Below are 14,635 nucleotides of genomic sequence, written 5' to 3'. Positions count from 1 at the left end.
AGAAATCATAAAAATCCGCTTTTGATTCCGGCATAGCAGAGGGGCTTTCAGAACATCACAACGCTGCGGATCGACTCGCCTTTGCGCATCAGGTCGAAGGCTCGGTTGATGTCGTCGAGCGGCATGACGTGGGTGATCATCGGATCGATCTGGATTTTGCCCTGCATGTACCAGTCGACGATCCTCGGCACATCGGTGCGGCCGCGCGCGCCGCCAAATGCCGTGCCCTTCCATACACGACCCGTGACGAGCTGGAACGGCCGCGTCGCAATCTCCGCGCCGGCGGGCGCGACGCCGATGACGATCGATTGTCCCCATCCGCGGTGACAGGCTTCCAGCGCCTGGCGCATCACCTTTACGTTGCCGGTGCAGTCGAACGTATAATCCGCGCCGCCGATCTGATCGGCGCCGGACTTCGTCATATCGACCAGGTGAGGGACAAGATCTTTTCCCACGTCAGTCGGGTTGACGAAGTGCGTCATGCCGAAGCGCTCGCCCCATGCCTTGCGATCATCGTTGATGTCCACGCCGATGATCATGTCGGCGCCGGCGAGCCTCAACCCTTGCAGGACGTTCAGACCGATGCCGCCGAGACCGAACACGATCGCCTTGGCTCCGGGTTCGACCTTCGCGGTATTAATGACCGCGCCTATGCCGGTGGTGACGCCGCAGCCGATGTAGCAGACCTTGTCGAAAGGGGCGTCTTCGCGGATCCTGGCGACCGCGATCTCCGGCAGCACCGTGTAATTGGCGAAGGTCGACGTGCCCATGTAGTGATGAAGCGGCTTGCCGTCGAAAGAGAAGCGCGACGTGCCGTCCGGCATCAGTCCTTGGCCCTGCGTGGCGCGGATTGCCGTGCAGAGATTGGTCTTGCGTGACAGGCATGACGGACATTGCCGGCATTCGGGCGTGTAAAGCGGGATAACGTGATCGCCTTTCTTCACCGAAGTCACGCCCTTGCCGATATCGACGACAACGCCGGCGCCCTCGTGACCGAGGATCGCCGGAAACAACCCTTCCGGATCCGCGCCGGACAAGGTGAACTCGTCGGTGTGGCAGACGCCGGTTGCCTTGATCTCGACCATGACCTCACCTTCGCGCGGGCCATCGAGCTCCACGGTCGTGACTTCAAGCGGCTTGCCGGCGGCAAGGGCGACTGCGGCGCGAATATGCATGGAGACTTCTCTTCGGCGGGTGTTCTGCAATTGCAGAGGGATTGCACGGGAATGCTTATTGCAGCCCAGGATAAGGTCGTGTCCTCAAAGCCGCAACGGCGGGGCGACGACAGTCTGCTTTTGAGCGTCGGCCGGCTTTCCGCGGGACCAAAAAAGTCAAGGGACGCCCGGAGGCGTCCCTTGACTTGCGCGTTCTCGATTGAAGCCTGCCGGCGTTACTTCGGCTGCTCGACAATCCGGAAATACGGCTTCGGCGATTTCCAGCCCTTCGGGAACTTCTTGCGGGCCTCTTCCTCCGGAACCGCGGCGGACAGGAACACATCGTCGCCTTGCTTCCAGTCCGACGGAGTCGAGACGCCGTGCTTGGCCGTGAGCTGTAAGGAGTCGATCACGCGCAGCACCTCCTGCCAGTTGCGGCCGGTGCTCATCGGATAAATGAGAACAATCTTGATCTGCTTGTCGGGACCGATCACGAAGATGTTGCGCACGGTCTGATTGTCGGCAGGCGTTCGCTTGTTAACGTCGCCGGACGTGCTGGCCGGCAACATGCCGTAAAGCTTGGCGACCTTGAAATCGACATCCGCGATCAGCGGATAGTTCGGCGCGACGCCCTGCGTCTCCTCGATATCCTTGGACCAAAGGTGATGCTTATCGGTCGGGTCGACGCTGATGCCGATCAGCTTGACGCCCCGCTTGTCAAACTCCGGCTTGAGCCGGGCGACGGCGCCGAGTTCGGTGGTGCAGACGGGCGTGAAGTCCTTGGGGTGCGAGAAGAATAGCCCCCAGCTATCGCCGAGCCACTTGTGAAAGCTGATGGCGCCTTCAGTACTTTCGGCTTCGAAATCAGGGGCGGTCGAACCAATCGATAGAGTCATAAGTCACGTCCTCGTGTCACACTGTTAGCCGTGGGGTGGCGGGACTATAGGCTCCAGCTTCGCGAAACGGAACCTGTTCCGAAAAAGACAATATCTTTTTCCCGCGCGAGGGTCGTGGAGCATCTTCCTTTCGGCGTCGGGCAGTTGTGGCGAATTAACGCCTACGGGATTGTGATCGGAGATGTCCCGAAGTTGCCCCGCCGTCGCCCCACGCGTGCCGAAAGGTGGTGCCATGAACCGGGATCGCCATCGAGGCGACCACTAAATCATCTGCGTGCCGTTTCAAAAGCGTGGCAGCGGATTGTCCGATTTTAACGAACGATTCACGCCCGCGTGAAATTGCTGATTTGATCCAGAAGAGAGAAGCATTCCCATGTTTTCCGACATGTCCCCCACCGTCGGCCCTATCGATATTTCCGCTATTGCGAGCCATAACGACGTGGCGGCCGCTCTTGCAACCGTTCGTAACGGCGTCATCACCGGGGAGGGGCCGACTGCCAAGGGCCGGGTTCATTTCTCCCGAGTGCTCGATTCCACCGATACGTCCTGGTGCGCGCGTCTTCTGACGGCCGATGCGGTGGACAACCAGCCGGTAAGCCGGGAAGAGGCTGAAGCGCTATTCGAGATCAATGATGCCGCCACCGAACGAAGCGATGGCGGACGGTTCGACGATCTGTTTGCCAAAGCTATTGTGCACCACGCAGCATCCGCCTCAGGGCTTCCGGTGCCGGCGCGCAGCGTCGCTCTGGCTCCTGATACCGCTATCGAAAGCTGGGCGCCGACCCGGGCAGTGGGCGTCAACATCGAAGTGCTGGAGTGGATTGCAAGCCAGATGCGTGGCAAACGCCGCAGCAATCGCCAACTGATGGCGCTGGTCGCCAGCCTGATCGGCGCGGCGACCCTGCCGCTGGCGCACTTTCCAGGCATCCTCGATCTCGGCATGTAAGGCGCGCGGAACGCACTATAGCGTTTTTGAGCGAAGTGGAATCCGGTTCGCGTGAAGAAAACGCGTCAAAACATAAAGATAGAGACTTTCACCGTTTCCATGAAGCGGTGAAAGTCTCTAAGCCAACGAACGGCGGGTTATTCTCCTGCCGTTTTTTGTCGGGTTCCGGACCACGCGGCCGCAATTGACGCGACTTGGCGAGGTCACGGGCAATGAGCGGGAAAATTCCTCTGTAACCGGGCGGCGTGTCGAGGCTCTTTCGACGCTCGTTCCTGCTGAAAAGCCTTTGCGGCTGTTTGGTTTTTCTGTACGAGGAAACATTACAGCGTCGTAGGCCGGACCGCGTACACCGTGCTGAAGATTGGACCGCGCCTGAAGGTTGCAGGTCGCCAGGCATGTTCAAACGAATTCTGATCGCCAACCGCGGCGAGATCGCCTGCCGGATCATCAGATCCGCCCGCCGGATGGGCATCGAAACCGTCGCCGTGTACTCGGAGGTGGATCGCGATGCGCTTCACGTTAATATGGCCGACGAGGCCGTGCCGATCGGTTCCCCGCCGGCCGCTGAAAGCTATCTCGTCATCGAGAAAATCGTGGAGGCCTGCCGCAAGAGCGGCGCCGAAGCCGTCCATCCCGGCTATGGGTTCCTGTCCGAACGCGAGGGATTCCCGCGAGCGCTCGCGGATGCCGGCGTTGTTTTCATCGGACCCAATCCCAACGCAATCGCCGCGATGGGCGACAAGATCGAATCCAAAAAGGTGGCGGCGGAAGCGGGAGTCTCGACGGTGCCGGGCTTCATCGGCGTGATCGAGGACGACAAGCACGCGACGGAGATCGCCGAGAAGATCGGCTATCCGGTGATGATCAAGGCATCCGCGGGCGGCGGCGGCAAGGGCATGCGCGTTGCGCATTCCAGCGCCGGGGTGGTCGAGGGGTTCAATCTTGCGAAAGCAGAAGCGAAAGCCTCGTTCGGCGACGATCGCGTCTTCATCGAGAAGTTTATTGTCGATCCCCGGCATATCGAAATCCAGGTGCTCGGCGATAAGCACGGCGCCGTGATCCATCTTGGCGAGCGAGAGTGCTCGATTCAGCGGCGAAATCAAAAAATCATCGAGGAGGCGCCGTCGCCGCTGCTCGACGAGATCACCCGGCGCAAGATGGGCGAGCAGGCCGTGGCGCTAGCCAAGGCGGTGAACTACGACTCGGCAGGCACGGTCGAGTTTGTTGTCGGGCAGGACAAGAGCTTTTACTTCCTCGAGATGAACACGCGGCTACAGGTCGAGCATCCGGTCACCGAACTGATTACCGGCATCGATGTGGTCGAACAGATGATCCGTATCGCCGCAGGAGAAAAGCTGCCGATAGTGCAGGAAGACGTGACGCTGACGGGCTGGGCAATCGAGTCGCGCGTCTATGCAGAAGACCCTTTCCGAAATTTTCTTCCTTCAATCGGACGCCTTGTCAAATATCGGCCGCCGGCGGAATTGAACCGAGATGATGTCACCGTGCGCAACGATACAGGCGTGTACGAGGGCAGCGAGATTTCAATTCATTACGATCCGCTGATCGCCAAGCTCGTGACCCATGGGCCGTCTCGCGTCGCTGCCATTGAAGCGCACGCTCGTGCGCTCGACGAATTCTATATCGACGGAATCCGGCACAACATTCCGTTTCTGTCAGCTTTGATGCGTCACCCGCGCTGGCGCGCTGGCAATCTCTCGACCGGGTTCATCGCAGAGGAATTTCCGAGAGGGTTCACCGCGCGCGCGCCGGAAGACGAGACCGCGCGCAGGCTTGCGGCGGTAGCGGCTGCAATCGATCATGTGCTCGGCGAGCGCAAGCGGCGGATTTCCGGCCAGATGAACGGTCGTCCGGTAACGAGGGAAGGCCGCCGCGCGGTGTGGCTCGATCACGATGAAATCCTGCTCGATGTCGCGCGCGATGGCGACGCCATGGCGGTTCGCTTTATAAATGCGGACGAAAGTGTCTGCAAAGCCCATCGATTGCTCTCGCAATGGGTACCCGGCCAGCCGATCTGGCAGGGCACGCTCGACGGGCATCCGGTCGCACTACAGGTGAGACCGATCATAAACGGATTCCGGCTTGCGCATCAGGGTTTCGATGTCGCGGTCTATGTGTTTACCCAAACCGAGGCGGCTGCTGCGCGGCTCATGCCGGTGGCGACCGCCACTGACAACGGCAAGAAGCTGCTATGCCCAATGCCCGGCCTCGTCGTCTCGATCGCTGTTACCGAAGGACAGGAGGTCAAAGCCGGCGAGACACTGGCGGTCATCGAGGCCATGAAGATGCAGAACGTACTGCGTGCGGAGCAAGACGGAACGATCAAGACGATTGCAGCCGTACCTGGAGCGACGCTGGCGGTGGATGCGCTCATCCTCGAATTCGCTTGAATCCTTCCATGGCGTCTCCAAGTATTGAAACTGCGTACCGTGCTTTCGCTGGGCGGCAACCGATCGGAGCACCGGATGCATGAGGTCGTTCGTCAGGTTGTGATCCGCGGTCGCGTTCAGGGCGTTGGTTACCGCTATTGGACGATGCGCGAAGCCATCCGTCTCGGCGTTGGCGGCTGGGTGCGAAACCGGCGTGACGGGAGCGTCGAGGCGTTGTTTGTGGGACCGGCCGAAGCCGTCGCGGAGATGGCGGTGCGATGCCGGAACGGGCCGGAGTTCGCGCGTGTGGACGGCATTGAGGATCAGCCAGGGGCGGAGAACGCGTTGAAGATGATCCGGACCGGCGAACGCTTCTCACAACTTCCGACGGTGTAGGTAGAAAGTCTTTTCCAGGGCGCTTTCTAGAATCAATCCAAATCATTGCGGTTGCGGAAGAATTTTGGACGCCATAAACGATTGAAAGTCGATCGCGCGAGGGGCAATCCGTCGGCGTCTCTTCAACCTTGGCTGTTTCACGTTAGCAATATGGTTCTTTTGTCTTCCATTTCTCTTTGGCTGCGGCGCCTTTCGCTGGTCGAATCCGTGTGCGGGCAAAGGATGGCTTCGGGCAAGCGCCCAGTGAGACGTTCATGAAATGGGACCTTCACAGACTGTTTGTACGCCATGCACGCGACATTACCGCAGCGCTGCGGCGTCGGGGATTGAGTGAGGAAACGGCGGCGGATATTACCCAGGACACTTTCGTAAAGATTCTTGTTTCGCCGCCCGGCAATGCCGTGACGGTTCATAACCCGGCAGCTTATTTGTTTCGGGTAGCGCGAAATCTGGGCATCGATCACCAGCGCCGCGAGCGGGTGTTGCGTCGCGTCGATCTGTCGGCCGAGGATTTTGCTGCCATCATCGACCCCACGCCATCTGCGGAAGTCGCCGTCTACGACCGTCAGAAGCTGGCGCTGACCAGAGCCGCGCTCGCTGAGCTGCCCGAGCGCACCCGCATCGCCTTCGAAATGCACCGGCTCGATGAAATGACGATTGCCGAGGTCGCGGCTGAACTCGGTCTCTCGACGTCCCGGGTCTGGTCGCTCATCCGGGACGCCTACGATCATATTGATGCCCGGCTGACCGGCCTCTGATAGGCTGCTATTCGAAAAACTGAAAATTTCGGCCTGCAATTCGTATTCTTCGATAAGAAGGAAGGCTTCGCGCGCTAATCTAGCGCGGGATGATGGATGCAGACCATGACCGAGGCGCAAGCAGAGGACCGCCGATTGTTTCGCGAAGCGGCGGACCTCGCCATCCGCCTTCAGAACGACCCGGCCAACCCGGTTTCCATCGACATGGCGCGGAGATGGGTGGCGCGCAGTCCCCGGCACGAGGCGGCCTGGGCCAGGGTCGCCGCGATCCACGGCATGACCGGAAAGGTTCTGACCGAGCAGCGCAAGACCGAGCGCAAGACTGAGCGCAAGACCGCTGAAAACGGGGTTGCCGGCATTTCGCGGCGCACGCTGGTCGTCGGCGGCCTGATCGGCGCGGGCGTTGCCGCGGCTGGATCGTTGACGGTGCCGGGCGCTCTCCTGCGCGCGCGGGCGGACCACATGACGTCCACCGCTGAAATCAGGCGCATTACCTTGTCCGACGGCAGCGAACTCACCCTGGGCCCCGATAGCGCGGTCGCGATCGATTTTACCGATGCGCGAAGGACCATCGGGCTTCTGGCGGGAATGGCTTATTTCGATGTGTCGCGCGATGCGTCGCGGCCGTTTTCGGTCCTGTCCGGCGATCTCACGGCCACGGCGCTGGGCACCGCTTTTGACGTGTCCAACGACGCGGGATTCGTTTCGGTCTCCGTGGACCATGGCGCGGTCGAGGCGAGAGCGGCCGATTCCGAACTCCGCCTCGCGGAACGATTGAATCCCGGCGACTGGATCACCTTCAACAATTCCTCGCACGCGATCGCCCGCGGGACGCGCGAAGCCTCCCAGATCGCGGCATGGCGGGAGGGAATGATCGTAGCGGAGCGGGAGACCGTCTCGGCAATGGTTGCTAAAGTCGCGCGATGGCAGCGGGGGAGCGTGGTCATGGCCGATCCTTCTCTCGGCTCCCGCGTGGTGAGCGGCGTTTTCGATCTTGCCGATCCGCTTGGGGCGCTCGAAGCCGTGGTTCGGCCGTTCGGCGCGAAGGTGCGCACCGTCACGCCTTTCATGACCATCATTTCGCCTGTCTGAAAAATCCGCACGAAAAACAGGAAAATTCGACGGTCCGTTCGTAAAGCCCTTAGGGACTGCATCGAACAGCGAGCTGCCAGTCCCGAATGACGCTCGGGGTGGTTCGGACATGTGGCAGGGGACTTTGGGGCAAGAGTTTCTAGGTTATGGGTTTCGCGGGAACGACTTTTGCGAAGGCATTCGCAAGGCGCTGATCGCGGCGCTGCTGGCGACCACGGCGGTGATTGGCGGCAGCGCGGTCCCGCAAAGCCAGGCGCTCGCGCAGGCCCAGACCAGTTTCAACATTCCTGCCGGACCCTTGAATCAAGCGCTCGCCGCCTTCGGCCAGGCAATACGGGATATGGCGTATCCGCCCACTCCCGGTAATTTCGGCACCGACTGCTGTTATCTCGGAAGCGGCCGCATCATGAGTCAGGGTGTGGATGTCGAGGTCAGCGGCGAGATCGTCGATCGCTGGCGGGTTCATGCCGGCTATACCTTCAACGACAACGAGAACCAGGCGGAGGGAGGCGCATACAGCACCATCACGCCAAAACACCTTTTCAAACTATGGACAACCTATGCGTTTCCGGGCCAGCTTGAAGGTCTTAAAGTCGGCGGCGGCGTGACGGCACAAAGCTCTTACTATCAGAGAGGTTTCATAAGAACATTCAACAACGGGGTTTACGATGGCCCAGAGACGCCCTTTGATTTCACCGAGCCGGGCCGCGCGGTGGTTGATCTTCTTGTACAATACGACATCAGCAAGAACTGGTCGCTGGCTCTCAATGTCAACAACGTCTTCGACAAGAAGTATTATTACGTGACGGAGAGCAATCCCTGGGGTGGAAATTTCTACGGCACGCCGCGCAATTTCATGCTGACCGCGCGGGCGAGGTTTTAGGCTACGCTTTGATGGTTGCCCATGGGATCGATACAGCCATCGATCCCGTCAAATAAATGCGGGGGATTTCAGCAGCCGAAGACCTCGCCGAAGGTGCGCTTCATGGCGTCATCGACATCGGTCAGCCCGACACGCTGACCAAGGTCCGCGAGGCTCGTCACGCCGTAACGCGGGTCGGTGACGCCGCAGGGCACGATGTCGGCGAAATGGCTGAGATCGGGATCGACATTGAGCGAGACGCCGTGAAACGAGACCCAGCGGCGCAGCCGCACGCCGATCGCCGCGATCTTGTCCTCATGGCCCGGCCCCTTGTCCGGGCGCTCCACCCAGACGCCGACCCGTTCCTCGCGCCTTTCTCCCCTGACGCCGAAGGCGTCGAGCGTGCGGATGATCCATTCCTCCAGGCAGACAATGAACTCCCGCACGTCGGGACGGCGGCGCTTCAAATCCAGCATGACGTAGGCGATGCGCTGGCCGGGGCCATGATAGGTGATCTGGCCGCCACGGCCGGTCTCAAATAGCGGAAAGCGGGCCTTCACCAGATCGGCTTCGCGTCCGCTGGTGCCGGAGGTGTAAAGCGGCGGGTGCTCCAGCAGCCAGACCTGCTCCGCGGCTTCGCCCGAGGCGATTGCCGCGGCGCGCCTTTCCATCGCCTCTACCGCTTCCGGATAGGGCACGGGATGATCCGACCGACGCCAGTCCACCGGCTCGCCGGGCGAGGCCGCGAACAGCTTCAAATCGAGGGTCTGGCGGCTGTTAATCATTGGCTAACCATCATGTGGTGGTCTGGAACCGTAGCAATTTGCACGGTTCGTGAGTCTGTATTTCGTGGCGACGCTCGATAAAGTATCGGTCGATCTGATGGTGGTTCTGGGCACCACGTCCATGCCTGTTCATCAGGTCATGCGGCTCAGCCGTGGCGCCATCATCGAGCTTGACGCCACCGAGCAGGACGAGGTCAAGATCCTGGTCAACAACCTGCCGATCGCCAGCGGCGTCGTGATGGTCAACCGGAACCGCATCACGGTCGAAGTCAAACAGATGCTGCCGCGCGCGCCGGACCGCCGGTAACGTTTTCTCCCGGCCCTTTTCCGATCCACCGGTCGGGAGGAGGGAGGTCTCGCGGGGCCTTGTCCCTCCATCATTGTTTTGTTACATCGGTGCCGTCGACTGGTTGGGCAAAAGCCTGACCAGTTCTAGCGCTCGTGGCGGAATTGGTAGACGCGCTGCCTTGAGGTGGCAGTGAGTAACATCGTGAAGGTTCGAGTCCTTTCGAGCGCACCACACCTCGAAACTCTCTTTGATATCACTAAGGTTTTCGTCCTGAAACCCGCACCTCGTCCAAAGGTGCGGGGATAGAAGTTTCCGTTTCGTCCCTCGACATCTTGGCGGCGGCTCCTTTTGATAGAGCCTCCCGGTTTACCGATCGCGTGTAGAGCGATGCCATCTGGCCACCAACCCATCCGAACAGGGCCTCCAATTCGCGCTCAGTTGCTCCGCGGTTCGCCGCGTTGGTCGCCGCAGCTTTGCGAAGGCCATGCGCCGATTTTGTAATGCCGGCGGATCGACAGGCATCACGGAATGCATTGCCAAGCGACTCCTTCGTCATCGGAACGCCTGCGGCAGTTGCAATGAACGCCAGATCGCCGACCGGGCCGGCATCCAACGTGGCTTGGAGTTCTGGCTGAATCGGGATGGTGACGCGGATGCCGGTCTTTTCCGTGTTGATGGAAATGGAGCCGTCTTTGACATGCTGCTTGCCAACTTGGGCAGCGTCGCCCCGTCGCAGTCCAGTGAAGAGGAACAAATCGAACATCACGCGCTCCCGCGTTCCTCGATTCCATCGCTTCTGAAATTTCTCGATGTCATCCTCTGTCCAGACCTGGAATCCTTCCGAGCGTTTCCGCTTCGGCCGCTTCACGCCGGCTGTCGGATCGGAGTTGACCAGGTTCGCATCGAGCGCCCAGCCGAAGAGGCCGCGAACCGTGCTGATGAAGTTCTTCGCCTGGGACGGCGTTTTTGCTCTGCGGTCACGCCCGGCGACGATCGACGCGCGGGTGATATGGGACAAGGGCTGATGACCGGCGCTTTTGAGAACATGCTTCATGATGTTCTCGCGCTGCTTTCGGGTCGCTGCCGATAGGTCGGCCCAGGCCGACGATTGGCGATAGAGCGTCCAAAGCCATTCCAACGTACCGCGCGCCGCCTCACTCTTGGGCTGGGGGCGCTCGCCTGCCAAGGCGGCATGGTACGCTTCCATAAACTCTGCACTGCCGTACTCGCCCTTAATCCGAATCCTCGGGCCGGTCCCGATACGGACGTACCAGACCCGCTTGCCGTGGCGGGTTCGTTCACTTAGCAGATAAGGAGGGCGGGGCCTTGCCATGTCGGCCATCACAGGATGACATCCGGCGGCCGTTCAAGCTGAGTTTCTGGGGTTCTGCTTGTTGGAACAGTGGATTGCGGGGAAAAGCTGATCCTGATTGTCCCGTCCGGCATAACTTCAACGTAGCCGGCGCCGGCCTGCTTTGCTGCACGCAGAGCGCGGGAAACGTCAGCCTGGGTGATGCGCGCGGGCGTCCTGCTCATAGCGGCGTCGCCTCCGGCATGGCGTCATGGGTGACGGCGTCGAGCAGGCGGCCGGCGACTTTCTGTTGCGCCGGCGGTCTCCGATAAACGCGCTGGCCGCCCGGGCCGGTCGCGATGAGGTGGCCGTTGATCGCCAGCTGGCGCAGCACGATGCGGACATAAGCCGGCGTCGAGATCTCGCCGATGGCGATGAAAACGCCTCGTGAGGTGATCGGACTGCCGTCCTCCGGCAGCGCGCCGAGAACCTTCGCGGTGAATGCGGGTGAGGGGCGGTTTCTCATCGGGGTACCTGCCATGTGTCCATGACGGTCCCGGCGAGCAACACTCCGATGTAGAGCCAGAGCAGAATGTTGGTGGCGATCCTGCTCATGACGCCCTCGCCATTTCAGCGGCCACGATCCGCTGACGCGCTGCGGTCAGGGCATCGTCAAGGAGTGTTGCGATATCGCCGTAGCTGTAGCGTCGGGTTGCCATCAGCGAGCGGATCGCGTCGGTCTCGGTGCCGGTTGCTTCGAAGCGGATGAGATCGGCGACCATGCGATCGACTACGTCGCCGCTGGTGTCGTTCGAGCGCGAGCGTGGCAGGGGAACGACGTTGCCTACGTCAGCGGAGCGCATGTGTATCTCCTGATGTCGGTGTGATCCGGCGTGGATAGGTGTGAAATCTGCGGGATGCGGCAGTGCGGTTTTGGGTAGGTTGCCAAAAGCGACCCGCCGCCGATTCGCCGTCGGCGACGGGTCTGGAATCCCCTCTGAGGACAGCAAAGGAGACTCGTTCGATGTCTGGCGATGGCACGGACATGAAGGACTTCAGTCTCGATGCCTGGTGGAAGGTCGTAACTGCGGCCGGACCGGTAATCATCGTCGCGGCTGCCGGCGGTGCGTTTCCGCCCGGCGTGGTCGTCGGTCTCGGGCTCTTGCTGTTTGGAGCCGTTGAGTGGTCGACGGTGCACCGACGCGAAGCGCCGATTCTGGATCGTTTCAGTAGGCCGATCGGCACCCATTTCGTCGTTTTTCGCAGGCGGACGAGCGCATCAATTGCGTTGTGTCAATCGGCTCGCAAATTTGACCCCGTATCGGCGTTCAATTTTGACCCCTTCGCGCGGCGTGGTTTGAGGGTAGCGCTCGACTCGTCGGAGCTGGCCGGGATTGCGGAGACGAGACGAGCGCGGGTGGCGTGATCGTCGTCGCGGCTTTTGAAGCGCCAGCTGTCGTTACCGGTTTCGACGATGTCGCAGTGGTGGGTCAACCGGTCGAGCAGCGCGGTGGTCATCTTGGCGTCGCCGAACACGCTGGGCCATTCGCCGAAGGCGAGATTGGTGGTGACGATGACGGAAGCACGCTCGTAGAGCCGGCTGACGAGATGGAACAGCAACTGGCCGCCGGATTGGGCAAAGGGCAGATATCCGAGTTCGTCGAGCACGATGAAGTCCATCCGGGTCAGATGTTCGGCAAGCCGGCCCTGACGTCCGTTACGGGTCTCGATCTCGAGGCGATTGACGAGGTCGACCACGTTGTAGAAGCGACCGCGGGCGCCGGATCGGATGCAGCTTCTGGCGATTGCGATGGCCAGGTGGGTTTTGCCTGTGCCGGTGCCGCCGACGAGCACGACGTTGCGCTGCTGGGCGATGAAGCCGCCGCCGGCGAGATCATTGACGAGCGTCTGATTGATCGGCGTGCCTTCGAACTGGAAGTCATCGAGATCCTTGGCCAATGGCAGCTTGGCGATGGTGAGCTGGTACTTGATCGACCGCGCCTGCTTCTCGTTGATCTCGGCGCTGAGCAGGTCGCCGACGATGTGCTGAGGTTCGTGCTGGCGCTTGACGGCCGTCGCCATGATCTCGTCGAAGGCAGCCCTCATTCCGTAGAGTTTGAGCTCACCCATGAGGTCGAAGATTTGGGTTCGTTCCATCAGATGGTCCTCCGGAGGTTGTCGTAACGGGCGCAATCGGCGATCGGCGCATGGCGGAGCGTCAGTGCCGCCGGCGTCATAATGTTGGCCGGTGCAGCGGGTTCGCGTTGGCGAGCCAGGATGTTGAGAACGACGTCAGCGGAATGAACGCCATGAGCGATCGCCTCGGCGCAGGCGGCTTCGACCGCCGACAAACCGTCCGTCAGCACTGCATTGAGGATGTCGACCATCTGTGGATTGCCGTCGTCGGTGCTGGCGAGCCTGCGCCGGATCCGTTCGATCGCGGCCGGCAACACCCAGTCCTTGAAGGGTGCGCCGTTACGTAAGGCCCCGGGTTTGCGCGCGAGCACCGGCACGTAGTGCCAGGGATTGTAGGTCGTCTCGCCGCGTCCGAACGATCGCGGATGCTCCGCAACGATGCGCCCGTCCTGACGGATCACGATGCGATCGGCATAGGCTTGAACTTCGACCGGGCGCCCGACGGCGCTGGCAGCGACCGAGTATTTGTTGTTGTCGAAGCGCACCAGGCAGGTCTTCGAGACCGATGCCGGCACCGCGTGGAATCCGTCGAACCGGCCAGCATAGGGAACGAGCTTGGGCCGCTCGGCTTCGAACACCTCCCAGACCGTCTGTTCGGCCAGTTCTGGATGTCGGTGCGCCTTGGCGTAGGCGATGCACTTATCCAGAAGCCACGCGTTCAACTCGTCCAGGGTTTTGAACCGCAGCCGTGGCGTGAAGAACCGTTCCCGGACCAGCCCGACCTGGTTCTCGACCTGACCCTTCTCCCAGCCCGACGCCGGCGTGCAGGCGACCGGATCGATCAGATAGTGGCTGCACATCTGCAGGAAGCGGCGATTGTAGCGGCGATCCTTGCCGACGAAGATCGTCTCTACCGCCGTCTTCATGTTGTCGTAGATGCCGCGGCTGCAGGTACCCTTGAACAGTGCGAACGCCCGGTCGTGGGCGTCGAATACCATCTCCTGCGTCTCCCGCGGATAGGCCCGCACGAACAGCATGCGGCTGTGGCACAGCCGGACATGAGCGACCTTCACGATCGCCGTCACGCCGTTGAGGAGAACGATCTCATGGCTCCAGTCGAACTGGTAGGCTTCGCCCGCCGCAAAGCTCAACGGAACATAGGCCGCCGCGGTCGATTGCCCGCGCTCCTTGCTCCAACGCCTGGCGTAACGCCGTACGGCATCGTAGCCGCCGTCATAGCCGCGTCCGCGCAACTCTTCGAAGATCCGGATCAGCGTCAGCTGTTCGCGAGCCGATTTGGCCGCGTTCGCCGCCAGCAGTTCATCAAGCTCCGCCGCCCAACGCCCGAGTTTGGGGCGCGGCTGGATCGAACGCTCATACTCGAACAAGGTCTTGCCCGACCTCAGCACCTTCCGGACCGTGTTCCGCGACACCTTCAGGTCACGGGCGATCTCCTTGATCGTCTTGCCCTTGATGAAGTGTTCGCGCCGTATCCGCGCAATCGTCTCCACGATCAGCATCCCCGACCACCTGCTTCATGACAAAGCAGGCAGCGCAACAGCCAACCTGTAGGGGGTCAATTTTGGACGCCGATCCCCCGGCTTACGGGGTCAATTTTGCATGCCGAATGACAAAGAAGG

General features: G+C 61.1%; 16 protein-coding genes and 1 tRNA gene. 9 read left to right on the top strand and 8 right to left on the bottom strand.

Annotation, left to right across the window (positions count from 1 at the left end; translation table 11 throughout):
• Positions 1-47: 47 nt before the first annotated feature.
• Positions 48-1,175, bottom strand: a complete 1,128-nt coding sequence (locus tag NB311A_RS16020; RefSeq protein ID WP_009799679.1) for an S-(hydroxymethyl)glutathione dehydrogenase/class III alcohol dehydrogenase — start codon at positions 1,173-1,175, stop codon at positions 48-50.
• Between the two features lie 215 nt (positions 1,176-1,390).
• The gene (locus tag NB311A_RS16015) at positions 1,391-2,050 is read right to left on the bottom strand and encodes a peroxiredoxin (protein WP_009799678.1); all 660 of its coding nucleotides are present in this window, start codon (positions 2,048-2,050) and stop codon (positions 1,391-1,393) included.
• A 373-nt stretch (positions 2,051-2,423) separates the two neighbouring features.
• Between NB311A_RS16015 and NB311A_RS16010 the strand changes: the two genes are divergently transcribed.
• The 6 genes from NB311A_RS16010 to NB311A_RS15985 all read left to right on the top strand — a co-directional run bounded on the left by NB311A_RS16010 (position 2,424) and on the right by NB311A_RS15985 (position 8,515).
• On the top strand, positions 2,424-2,996 hold the full coding sequence (locus NB311A_RS16010; protein ID WP_009799677.1) for a hypothetical protein: 573 nt from the start codon (positions 2,424-2,426) through the stop codon (positions 2,994-2,996).
• A gap of 395 nt (positions 2,997-3,391) precedes the next feature.
• Positions 3,392-5,407: an acetyl/propionyl/methylcrotonyl-CoA carboxylase subunit alpha gene (locus tag NB311A_RS16005; protein ID WP_009799676.1), complete on the top strand. Its 2,016-nt coding sequence runs from the start codon at positions 3,392-3,394 to the stop codon at positions 5,405-5,407.
• A gap of 75 nt (positions 5,408-5,482) precedes the next feature.
• Positions 5,483-5,782, top strand: a complete 300-nt coding sequence (locus tag NB311A_RS16000) for an acylphosphatase (protein ID WP_040675726.1) — start codon at positions 5,483-5,485, stop codon at positions 5,780-5,782.
• A 254-nt stretch (positions 5,783-6,036) separates the two neighbouring features.
• A complete protein-coding gene (locus NB311A_RS15995) occupies positions 6,037-6,540 on the top strand; it encodes an RNA polymerase sigma factor (RefSeq protein WP_040675723.1) in 504 nt (167 codons plus the stop codon).
• Between the two features lie 105 nt (positions 6,541-6,645).
• Positions 6,646-7,632 (top strand): FecR domain-containing protein, encoded by a 987-nt coding sequence (locus NB311A_RS15990; protein ID WP_040675720.1) that lies wholly within the window; start codon positions 6,646-6,648, stop codon positions 7,630-7,632.
• A 109-nt stretch (positions 7,633-7,741) separates the two neighbouring features.
• Positions 7,742-8,515 (top strand): TonB-dependent siderophore receptor, encoded by a 774-nt coding sequence (locus NB311A_RS15985; RefSeq protein ID WP_009799672.1) that lies wholly within the window; start codon positions 7,742-7,744, stop codon positions 8,513-8,515.
• Positions 8,516-8,583: 68 nt separating this feature from the next.
• Here the strand turns inward: NB311A_RS15985 and lipB are convergent, their stop codons facing one another.
• Positions 8,584-9,279: a lipoyl(octanoyl) transferase LipB gene (gene lipB, locus NB311A_RS15980; RefSeq protein WP_009799671.1), complete on the bottom strand. Its 696-nt coding sequence runs from the start codon at positions 9,277-9,279 to the stop codon at positions 8,584-8,586.
• A gap of 64 nt (positions 9,280-9,343) precedes the next feature.
• On the opposite strand from lipB, the gene NB311A_RS15975 reads away from it, so the two are divergent.
• Both NB311A_RS15975 and NB311A_RS15970 read left to right on the top strand, forming a co-directional pair.
• Positions 9,344-9,586, top strand: coding sequence for a FliM/FliN family flagellar motor switch protein (locus NB311A_RS15975; protein ID WP_009799670.1), 243 nt, complete (start codon positions 9,344-9,346; stop codon positions 9,584-9,586).
• A gap of 128 nt (positions 9,587-9,714) precedes the next feature.
• A tRNA-Leu gene (locus tag NB311A_RS15970) sits at positions 9,715-9,799 on the top strand.
• Between the two features lie 25 nt (positions 9,800-9,824).
• Here NB311A_RS15970 and NB311A_RS22705 read toward each other — a convergent pair.
• On the bottom strand, positions 9,825-10,331 hold the full coding sequence (locus tag NB311A_RS22705; RefSeq protein WP_245257020.1) for a tyrosine-type recombinase/integrase: 507 nt from the start codon (positions 10,329-10,331) through the stop codon (positions 9,825-9,827).
• 46 nt (positions 10,332-10,377) lie between these two features.
• Between NB311A_RS22705 and NB311A_RS22700 the strand changes: the two genes are divergently transcribed.
• Positions 10,378-10,593: a hypothetical protein gene (locus NB311A_RS22700; protein WP_245257019.1), complete on the top strand. Its 216-nt coding sequence runs from the start codon at positions 10,378-10,380 to the stop codon at positions 10,591-10,593.
• A gap of 507 nt (positions 10,594-11,100) precedes the next feature.
• Here the strand turns inward: NB311A_RS22700 and NB311A_RS15960 are convergent.
• The 4 genes from NB311A_RS15960 to istA form a co-directional block, all read right to left on the bottom strand.
• A complete protein-coding gene (locus NB311A_RS15960; protein WP_009799668.1) occupies positions 11,101-11,385 on the bottom strand; it encodes a hypothetical protein in 285 nt (94 codons plus the stop codon).
• A gap of 85 nt (positions 11,386-11,470) precedes the next feature.
• Positions 11,471-11,722 carry a hypothetical protein gene (locus NB311A_RS15955; RefSeq protein ID WP_009799667.1) on the bottom strand — a complete coding sequence of 84 codons (252 nt, stop codon included), beginning with the start codon at positions 11,720-11,722 and terminating at the stop codon, positions 11,471-11,473.
• Between the two features lie 430 nt (positions 11,723-12,152).
• Positions 12,153-13,016 (bottom strand): IS21-like element helper ATPase IstB, encoded by an 864-nt coding sequence (gene istB, locus NB311A_RS15950; protein ID WP_009796681.1) that lies wholly within the window; start codon positions 13,014-13,016, stop codon positions 12,153-12,155.
• Positions 13,016-14,515 (bottom strand): IS21 family transposase, encoded by a 1,500-nt coding sequence (gene istA, locus NB311A_RS15945; protein WP_009799666.1) that lies wholly within the window; start codon positions 14,513-14,515, stop codon positions 13,016-13,018. Before istA ends, istB begins: the two co-directional genes overlap by 1 nt.
• Positions 14,516-14,635: the final 120 nt, after the last annotated feature.

It is taken from the genome of Nitrobacter sp. Nb-311A (assembly GCF_000152905.1).
Lineage (GTDB): Bacteria > Pseudomonadota > Alphaproteobacteria > Rhizobiales > Xanthobacteraceae > Nitrobacter.
Note: the sequence above shows the minus strand (reverse complement) of the source record. Positions and strands in the feature narration are given on the sequence as shown.